This window comes from uncultured Flavobacterium sp. (assembly GCF_963975005.1).
Classification (GTDB): Bacteria; Bacteroidota; Bacteroidia; order Flavobacteriales; family Flavobacteriaceae; genus Flavobacterium.
The window spans coordinates 1-9,350 of the sequence record NZ_CAXBFR010000114.1 but is presented as its reverse complement, the minus strand read 5'-3'; the positions used below and the strand labels follow the sequence as shown (position 1 = coordinate 9,350).

The 9,350-nt window shown below is 29.6% G+C and carries 6 protein-coding genes and 1 pseudogene; all 7 read right to left on the bottom strand.

Going from position 1 to position 9,350, the window contains the following annotated elements:
• Positions 1-1,716, bottom strand: a pseudogene (locus tag AACZ53_RS11980) (hypothetical protein); the annotation flags it as partial.
• 4 nt (positions 1,717-1,720) lie between these two features.
• Positions 1,721-2,320: a T9SS type A sorting domain-containing protein gene (locus AACZ53_RS11975; RefSeq protein ID WP_339838742.1), complete on the bottom strand. Its 600-nt coding sequence runs from the start codon at positions 2,318-2,320 to the stop codon at positions 1,721-1,723.
• 675 nt (positions 2,321-2,995) lie between these two features.
• Positions 2,996-3,250: a hypothetical protein gene (locus tag AACZ53_RS11970; RefSeq protein WP_339838740.1), complete on the bottom strand. Its 255-nt coding sequence runs from the start codon at positions 3,248-3,250 to the stop codon at positions 2,996-2,998.
• 259 nt (positions 3,251-3,509) lie between these two features.
• Positions 3,510-4,805, bottom strand: a complete 1,296-nt coding sequence (locus tag AACZ53_RS11965; protein ID WP_339838737.1) for a phage integrase SAM-like domain-containing protein — start codon at positions 4,803-4,805, stop codon at positions 3,510-3,512.
• Positions 4,806-5,127: 322 nt separating this feature from the next.
• The gene (locus AACZ53_RS11960) at positions 5,128-7,998 is read right to left on the bottom strand and encodes an alpha-amylase family glycosyl hydrolase (protein WP_339838734.1); all 2,871 of its coding nucleotides are present in this window, start codon (positions 7,996-7,998) and stop codon (positions 5,128-5,130) included.
• A 57-nt stretch (positions 7,999-8,055) separates the two neighbouring features.
• The gene (locus AACZ53_RS11955) at positions 8,056-9,156 is read right to left on the bottom strand and encodes a SusE domain-containing protein (protein WP_339838732.1); all 1,101 of its coding nucleotides are present in this window, start codon (positions 9,154-9,156) and stop codon (positions 8,056-8,058) included.
• 19 nt (positions 9,157-9,175) lie between these two features.
• A partial coding sequence (locus AACZ53_RS11950; protein WP_339838744.1) for a RagB/SusD family nutrient uptake outer membrane protein occupies positions 9,176-9,350 on the bottom strand: 175 nt, incomplete at its 5' end.

Here is a 9,350-nt window from a genome sequence, read left to right as displayed (position 1 = left end):
AGCAAATTCATTTTGTGGAATAATTGATGTTTCAGAAGCTGGTCCAGCAACTAACGTTACCTTAATATCAATGGATTGAGTTTCATAAATGTTATTTAAGCCATAAATAGTTCCTTCAGTAGTAATTTCAGGTATGCCAGATATTAATAAATTTGGATTTACAAATTCTTGATGATTTCTATAGGCCCATAAATTAATATTTTTATAATTTTTAATTTTAGCTTTTGTTCCTTCATATTCAAATTTTGTATAACCACCTGTTGGGTAAGTTATTTTATTAAGTGTCCCTATTGATGCATAACCGAAAACGGGATTTCTGTCTGCAAAATTAGGTTGATTATTAGGATTTGAAAAATTGTCATCTGGTATTGAACTTGTATTAGGCTTGCCATTAAAGAAACCCAAATAATCTTGGGAAAATGAAAATCTTTTTGGTAATTGTGAATAATTATTATATTCAAATGAATATACATCATTTCTTCTGCCGCTTTGTGTATTTGGAGAATATGAATTGTCTTCATTAAAAGTGATTTTTTTTAGGAAAAATCTTTTAGTCGTATCTGAATAACCAAAAGGAGATTGTGATTGAGAAAAAGGTGTATATTCAAAATCTATAGTTTTAAAGGGTGGATTTTGATAATCTGTATCTTTATCAATTTCAATTTTATTCAATACTCTTTTAAAATTTAAATTATTAACATCACTAGAATTAAATTTAACGGTTTCTATATTATTTGAAGACTTAATTTTAATTAAATATTTTGGATTTACAATTTTAATACTAACAGAAGTATTCTGTATAGAAGTAGTATTAATGCCCTCAGAATTACATCCAACTTGTGAATTACTAATAAAAATTAATTTTTCTATTTTTTGTATTTGCTGCATTGGAACTGTTTTTTGTGGCAATCCATTTGTATATTCAAAAAGGATAACACCGTTGATTGGGTGCTCTATTTTAGTTAAATAGAACGCAGTTACACCAGTGTTAGTTGGGCTATCCATAACTGCATTTGTTGTGTAAAGCCTTGTGGTTTCTTCTGTTTCAGTTCCTCCAAAATAATATTTAATACCATCTGTAGTTGTTATTGCAAATTCTTTATTTAGTAACAGTCTTGTTTTATTATTTTGCCCAATATTTCCAGTTAATTCTATTTTAAATTCTTTGTCATATTTAACTTGTCTAGGTTCAAAATTTTCATCAAAATAGAAACTACCAGAACCACCTGGAAACGAAAACTGAAAAATATCAACTTCAGAGTCAACCTGTCCATTTTCAATAAAATCTCTCATATCAATTGCTTGTTGAGTGCCATCTTCGGTATTAAGTGAATAATCATTTAATAGGATGTCTGAAACTATTAATCTAGTAGTTGATTTTTCATCTGCAATATCATTTACATTTCTTGTAATAACTCCTCCAGCATTTAAAGTCCAATTTATACCAACCCAAGTAGGCAAATCGTCAACTCTAACTCCTGCTCCTGTATAGTTAATTGATATTGGTAATTCAAGTTGTCCAGCTTTGTAAGTATATAATGGAATTGTTTGACTTACCATTCCTGTAAATTCATTTATAGGTACATCTCCATATTTTGTTATTGCAAATGCATCTGGAGAAGGTGGTGTGTAGTTTGGTAAAGTAAGAGGGTCGCCTACTTGTGAAAATCCTATTAAAGAAAATAAACCAATAATAGATAATATTTTAATTCTCATATTTTTAATTTTTCATTATTTTAATTCCATCTTTTTGCACATCAGTATCTATAGCTATAATATAAATACCTTGAGGTAATCCGCTTAAATCAATTGGAATCGTTCTACTACCATCAATTTTTTCAGACTTTATCATTCGTCCATTTAGGTCATAAAGTGTTGCAGTTCCATAACTATACTCATAATTAATTATTACATTGGTGTAGCTTTGAGCAGGGTTAGGGAAGGCCTCTATGTTAATTTTTTCTGTAGGCGGTTTATCTTTATCTTTTAATTTTATGACTAAAAAGTCAGAAGATCCTTTTTTCTTTCTAGTACCTGATAATAAGTAGCCACCATCTCTTGTTTCTATAACTTTTCTTAAGATATCGTTTGCTTGACTTTTTAGTTCATTATCCCACAGCTTCTCCCCTTTGTTATTTATTTTGAATAGCATGTAATTACAGTTTTTTTGTCCAGACTTTGATTTTTTTTCTATAAATCCTCCAATTACATAAGTATCATCGTTACTCTTGATTATGGTTGAAAGAACATCTCTATCTGAAAAATCGTAGTTTTCTTTCCAGATTATTTCTCCTTTTTCATCTAGTTGTAAAACCTGCATATCTCTATTCTTGCCTTCAGCTTTATCACTTGTAGATCCTGCTATAATGTAGTTGTGTTCTTTGTCTTGTATAACAGTACTTAATTGATCATCGTATCTGCTTCCTATAACTTTTTGCCATTCTTCATTTCCATCCTTATCAGTTTTTATAACCCAAAAATCATTGCCTCCTTTTGAATCCTCTAATTTTGTTCCTGAAAAAGGAGAATTGGAATACCCTCCAATTAGTAAGCCTCCATCGTGAGTTTCAATAATACTTTTAAACTCATCATTAAAAGCTCCTCCATAGCTTTTTTGCCATTCTACTTTACCTTTATTGTTTAGTTTAATTATCCAATAATCTAAAGCTCCATAACCAATAGTTTCTTTATTACCGTTATTGCCAGAAGAAGAGCTTCCAGCTAAAATAAATCCTCCATCTTTAGTTAATATTACTTCTACTAAATTGTCTTGAGCAAAACCCCCTAAAGTTTTTTGCCATTCTTCTCCACCATTAGCATTTAATTTTAAAACCCAAAAATCTTCATTTCCAAAGCACTTTTCTTTTTTAAGGTTTTCTTTGTCACCAATAATTTTTGAGTCACTATTGGAGGAGCCTCCAAGTATAAAACCACCATCTCTGGTTAGTTTTAAACTAATTAATTGGTCTGAACCATTTCCTCCATAACTTTTTTGCTAATCTAAACTTCCATCTTCTTTCATTTTCCAAATCCAATAATCCAAATCTCCATGATTTATAACCTCTTTATCTTTAGATTTATCAGACAAAGAACTTCCAGCAAGAATAAAACCATAATCTGCTGTTGGTTGAGTGTCATATAAGAATTCAGCGTGTTTTCCACCTAGTGATTTTTCCCATAAAACATCTTGGGAAAACATAGAAATTGAAGTGATTGTGAGAAAGAAAAGAAGTGTTTTATTACGAGTCATAACTGTTTAATTTTGAAGTGTCTAAAATTCAACATTCAAACTTAAGTAATTTATATCTTATAAATTTACGGTAAAACCGTAAATTTTATCTTACGAGTATTTTGTCTGCAAAAAATTACCATTCATCGAAAAAAATAAATTAAAAAGTGTTTTCTGGGGTTAATTTATAACGTTTCTAAATAATTTATTTAGTAGAATAAAAAAAACGTAGTTGTATTTTTAAAAAAAAAGTTAGTGCTTGATGTAGATTTAATAAAAATTAATTTATAGCAGACATTTTAATCCAATAATTTTTTAATGTTTCAGCATACTCTCTTTTAGTTATTTTTATATAAGATAAAAATTGACTTTCTGTTGTATGACCAGTAATTTTCATAATAGTTAAAGTGTCAATTTTGCCATATAAATTAGTAGCAAAAGAACGTCTACAAATATGAGAAGTAACCAACTCATATTTTTTGAATTTTCCATTTTTTTTTCTGAATATGATTTCTTCTTTGCCTTTTTTCGTGACTTTAATTTCTGTCATTTTTGCACCTTCAACAACTTCATTTATTTTAACTTCTTCGCAAACTTTTTTAATATATTCATTAAATTTTTGATCACTAATTTCACGAGGAAATTTGCCATTTCTTTTATCTAAAATAAATTGCACTTGTTTGTGTATAGGAATGATTACAGGGTAGTCAGTTTTTAAAGTATTCTTTTCAATAAAACCATCTACAATATTTTTTTTAGTAAGTTTCAAAAAATCTGAAATTCTCAATCCAGTTCGTAATCCGATAATGAACCAATCTCGGGCATTATCTAAATAGTCCAATTCAAACTTGTGATTATGGATAGAGTTGATTTCAGCTTCTTTTAAGTAAATATCATTTGTTTTATTGCTTGGAGTATAAAACTCATTTAATTTTATTTCTCTATTAATTTCTAAACCTTTTTTGTCTGCATTATTTATTATTAACTTAATGTCGTCAATATAACCGCCAATAGTATTTGGATTCAGCTTTTGTATTGACTCAAGAAATTCAATAAATTTTCCATGAAATTTTAAATCAACATCAATAATTTTAAGTTTTAAATTATAAAATTCCTCAAAGGATTTTATTTTATTTAGAGTTGTATTGTAATGTTGAATTGTTCTTGGTTTAATTAAAGTATTATTTCTTGTTTTTTTGTTTTTAGCTTCTTGAATAAATTTATCAATGTAATTTGTTAAGAAAATATTATCGTCAATTAGTTGGTTATTAGTTTCTCTATTTAAAAATATTTTTAATTTTTCTTTAAGCCATTTACTATTAAATATGACACCTTCCTTTAAGTCTTTGTTGTATTCACCAATTACAAATCTGTCTAAATCTTTTATTGTTGAATTTATACTATCACTATCAAAATCTTTTGATGATAAAACTTCACATTTGGCTTCGCTCCATCTTTTGTTAGGAGCTTTCAGTCCAGTTGATATTTCAATATCGAATTCCTTACTATGTTTAAACCTATAATAAATTGTATTCCATTCGTTATTAGTTTTAACTCGAAATTTCCCAGTAGCCATATAACAGTTTTTAAAGTTATATGCTAAAGTATTAAATAAATTATTTAATTCCCCTATTATTCCCCTAAATTATTGAATTGTTTGAAATTAATAGAAATTAATAAAATTCACAAACATTAATTAAATCACTATGCAACAAGGTTTTAAACGAATTTTTATTTGTTATTTATTTTTTTAAATATTTAAAACTGCTCCTTTTACCCGCACAAAAGCTCAGACGAAAGTTTGGGCTTTTTTTATTTAAAAATTTTTATAAAAAAACAAAACCCTCTAATTTCTTAGAAGGTTTTGCATTTTAAAATAAACTAACTCGACATTTATTTTATTGTTTTATGAATTTTTTAGTGGCTTGATTGTTATTGATGTCAATTACTTTAACTAAATAAATTCCTTTTTGTAAATCTGAAACAGATACTGATTCATCACTAAATTTATTAGTAAATGATTTTACTAGTTGTCCTGTTACGTTATAAATTTCTATTCTTTTTGTGTCTATAGACACGGCAAATGAGTCATTAACTGGATTTGGATAAAGAATAAAACTAGTGTCAAAATTAAATTTTTCATTTTTTAAGATTGCAGGTTGATTTCCGTAAATTCTAAAACCACCAGAAGGAATATTTATTTGAGATGAAGTACTTGTAACAGTTAAAGGAGAGTTGTCCATTAAATTGTACCAAGTTCCAGTGTAAGGAAAATTAGGAATTATATTTTGTGCGTCAACCGAAAAATTAGCTAAAATCACAACATTTTTTAATTCTGTTGATGCAATTGTATTGTCGAAAACATATATTCTTTGCTTAAAATTATTTCCGTCAGGGCTAATAGTGTAATCTCCATTAAAAACGGGTAAGTTTTTCTTGAAATCTATAAACTTAGACCAATTATTATATACAACACTTCGTGTAGCATCAGTTAGCCAATTATTAGTCCATTGAGGTTGAGGCTTAGTATCTAATTTACAGTTACCTGGTGTTGAATCCGTTTCAGTGTTTACACTTCCATTTGAACAAGTGTATATTGAATTATTCATGCCTAATTCTCCAAAATGCCAAATCATCTTTGGACCAGGTATTAATAAGCTTGTTGCTCCAATGGCAGACATTCTCATAATAGAATTTGTTAGATTTCCATTAATTGGGCTTGTTCCACTACTATTTCCATAAGTTATTGCTTCATATACTAATCTGTCTTTATCATGACTTTCTGGATATCCAATTAATCTTTTGCCAGTAAAGCCTCTACTAACATGTCCCATTCTTGTTATACTTGCATTTGTGGTATAACCCAATTCTAGTTGTTTGTAAGGTTCAAATAATTCACCCCACATTAAAATTCCTTTCCCTTCATTTAAACGATAATTTGCCCATTGTTGTTCTTCATTATCTTGCCCTAAATGTTCGAAAATTACAATGTGAGTTGGATCAAGTGACCAAGAATAATCAGCATAATCTTTTAAAACATCAACTCTGTCTTGTTGGTATGCATTTGTTTGAGAATCACTTCCTGTTGCGTTTTGAGTAAATCCTTTTGTTAAATCCCATCTAAATCCATCAATTTTATATTCTTGAATCCATTGTTTAACCACCCTTTTTACATAGTTTTTTGTTCTTGCTTGTTGGTGATTAAAATCATTTCCAACACTATAACTATGTGTTGCCACTTGGTTAAAATAAGGACTTTCTGAACTTGGGCTGCCCCAACCATCACCATCAGGATCATTCATCCACATTCTTACCATTGGATTTCTTCCAAAAGCGTGATTTAAGGCAACATCAAGAATTACAGCTATGTTATTTTGATGGCATAAGTCTACAAATTCTTTTAATTTATCACCATTTCCATAAAATTTATCCAATGCCATGTGAAAAGAAGTGTTATAGCCCCAACTTTCATTACCTTCAAATTCCATCACAGGTAATAATTCAATAGCATTAACTTTTAGGTTTTTGAAATAGTCAATTTTATTAATTAAATCTTGAAAATTCCTATTGGCATCAAAATCTCTAATCAACACTTCATATACTACTAAGTTGTCTTTATTTGGTTTAGTAAAATTAGTTACTTGCCAATTATATGGTGTTTGTCCTGTTTTTAATACTGTAACTTCTCTTTCTTGTCCAGCTGGGTAAGTTGGCATATTTGGATATGAAGCAGCTGATATATAAGGATCATCATAAGGAGACAAAACAAGAGTAGAGTATGGGTCAGCAGTTTTAACCAATAAAGGTGAATTTGCAATAGGAGTTTGATCAACTACCCAATATTGATAAGTTTCAGTTTGTCCCGAAGTTAATCCTGTTAATTCTAACCAAAATTTAGTAGAACTAGGATCTTTTTTCATGGCATAGGTTGCATTGGGTTGCCAATTGTTAAAACTTCCTGCAACATAAACAAAATCTTTATTTGGTGCATCTAAAACTAAAGTTGCTTTAGTTGCGTCTGATGAGTTATAGTTAATTCCATCTTCTAAACCTGAAGGTAATGCTTGTGTAGTTGTATTTGGATTTACAATTACATTGAAGTTCCTATTTATTACGGTTGAATTTTGTGTAACTACTAATTCATAGTTAGTGTTTTCAGTTATATTTGTATGATTGAAAGAGTAACTTGAAGTTGAAGAGTTTGAATTGATTGAAACTCCGTTAGCCATTAAATTATAGGAAGCATTTCCACTTGTATTGGTAGCTGTAACATTTAAATTCCCTCCAGAAGTAATTATGTTTGTACTATTATTAGTTGGAGAAGTTAAATTAACTTGAAAAGTTCCCACGTTAAAAATAAAATCAGAACAACTAGGTGTTTTTTTCATTTCTTGATTACCAGCAGCATTTCTTAAAACTAAACCAAGTTTAGTAGCATTAGTTTGTTGCGTTGTATTTATATTAAAATAAGTACTTGGTGTAATTGTTATACTCCAAATACCGCCTCCTTGGTTTGTCATTAACCCAATTCCATCATCTTGTCCCCAGTTTCCAACTACAGAAAACCCAAAGGCATTCGTATCATCTCCTATTCCTGCATGCATGTAAACTTTGGTCGAAGAAGTTGGTATTGAGTTACAACTGCTTTGAGCTAAGTTAACTGTAATAGTTATTGGATCAGTTACATTAAAACTTGAAGGTGTTATGGTTACTTGAGCATTTGAAAGTAAAGTAATCGTTAATGTGAGTAATATTAATATTTTTTTCATAAAGAATTTTATAAAATAAATGGGGCTGTTTTTACAGCCCCATTTATTATGTTTATTTTAAAGTCCTGTTACTGTTGCATTACCAAGAAAGTCAACAGAAAGACCTAAAGTAAATGACCCTGCAGTTATAGGGAAATTAGGAGCATTAATATCATATGCAACTTTTGGATCGCTATTTCCTACATTAAATTTCCAATCTTCAGTAAAAATGAATTGACTTGTATTAGAAGATCTAAATTTTAACTCTCCATTAGCTAAAGTAGTTGTTATTGAATATGAATTTGAGTTAAAATCATATGTCATAACAGTTTCTCCATTCCAACCGTTTGGTGTAGAATCACCTATAATTCCCCAATTCATCTTAACTGCTTTGTAAGTTAAATTATCTATGTTGACTCTTACATAGTATAACCCAGAACCATCAATTTCTGCAACTTTAATGTCTGAACTACCACCAGAATTTTCTAAAACACCATCTTGTGCACCACCTATAGTTCCAAAATTTCCATTATCCCAAGTACCTTGTTCACCAATGAATTTAAAACCTTCACCAGCTGCTACTTTAATATATGCTTCAAAAACTTTAGTTATACCGTCTCCAATATATCTCATTTCAACTGCAGTTGAATTATCCCAGCCGTTTAATCCATAATATGCTTGTGGAGCACCTACCATATAAAGAACTGGGTCAATAGAAGTATATGGAATAATAGTTATTGTAACTTTATTAGACGCCATCATATCAAAACCAGAAGCGCTTGAAACTACTCTTATGTCAAAATTAGAAGCATTAAAAGCTGTTGCCCCTAATGCTAAACTAGCATCGTTTAAAGTTTCAACTGTAACAGGTAGTTGAAGAGCCCCAATTGTTCCACCTAGAGTTTGAGGAGTTGAAAAGTCACCTCCTTCTATATCCATTTCCAAAGTGTAACTAACAACAACATCGCCATTATAATTAGCAGCTGACCAAACAAAACGTTCGGCTTGTTGTGTCATATTTTCAAGTAATAATGTATAAGTACTAGAATTATCTGGCGCTGTTAAAACAGGAGAATCAACACCTTGAATGATAGGTCTGTCTTGAACATCATCGGTTGTACAAGATGAGATAGCAAGTATCCCAAATAATGCGATTAAAGAATTTTTTATATTTTTCATTTTTTATAGAATTTAAATATTAATAACCAGGGTTTTGTTGTAAATTAGGGTTTGTTGATAATGCATATGAAGGAATTGGAAATAAATTTCTATATGAAGAAGTAGGAGCGCCACTTGCAACGCCACCTTTCCAAGGCCAGATATATGAACTTCCAGTAAATTTACCAAAACGAATTAAGTCAGTTCTTCTGTGA

Excerpts from the sequence above, each read along its gene's own strand:
- AACZ53_RS11975 (WP_339838742.1), bottom strand. The coding sequence starts at position 2,320 with ATGCAGGTTTTACAACTAGATGAAAAAGGAGAAATAATCTGGAAAGAA.
- AACZ53_RS11970 (WP_339838740.1), bottom strand. The coding sequence starts at position 3,250 with ATGACTCGTAATAAAACACTTCTTTTCTTTCTCACAATCACTTCAATT.
- AACZ53_RS11965 (WP_339838737.1), bottom strand. The coding sequence starts at position 4,805 with ATGGCTACTGGGAAATTTCGAGTTAAAACTAATAACGAATGGAATACA.
- AACZ53_RS11960 (WP_339838734.1), bottom strand. The coding sequence starts at position 7,998 with ATGAAAAAAATATTAATATTACTCACATTAACGATTACTTTACTTTCA.
- AACZ53_RS11955 (WP_339838732.1), bottom strand. The coding sequence starts at position 9,156 with ATGAAAAATATAAAAAATTCTTTAATCGCATTATTTGGGATACTTGCT.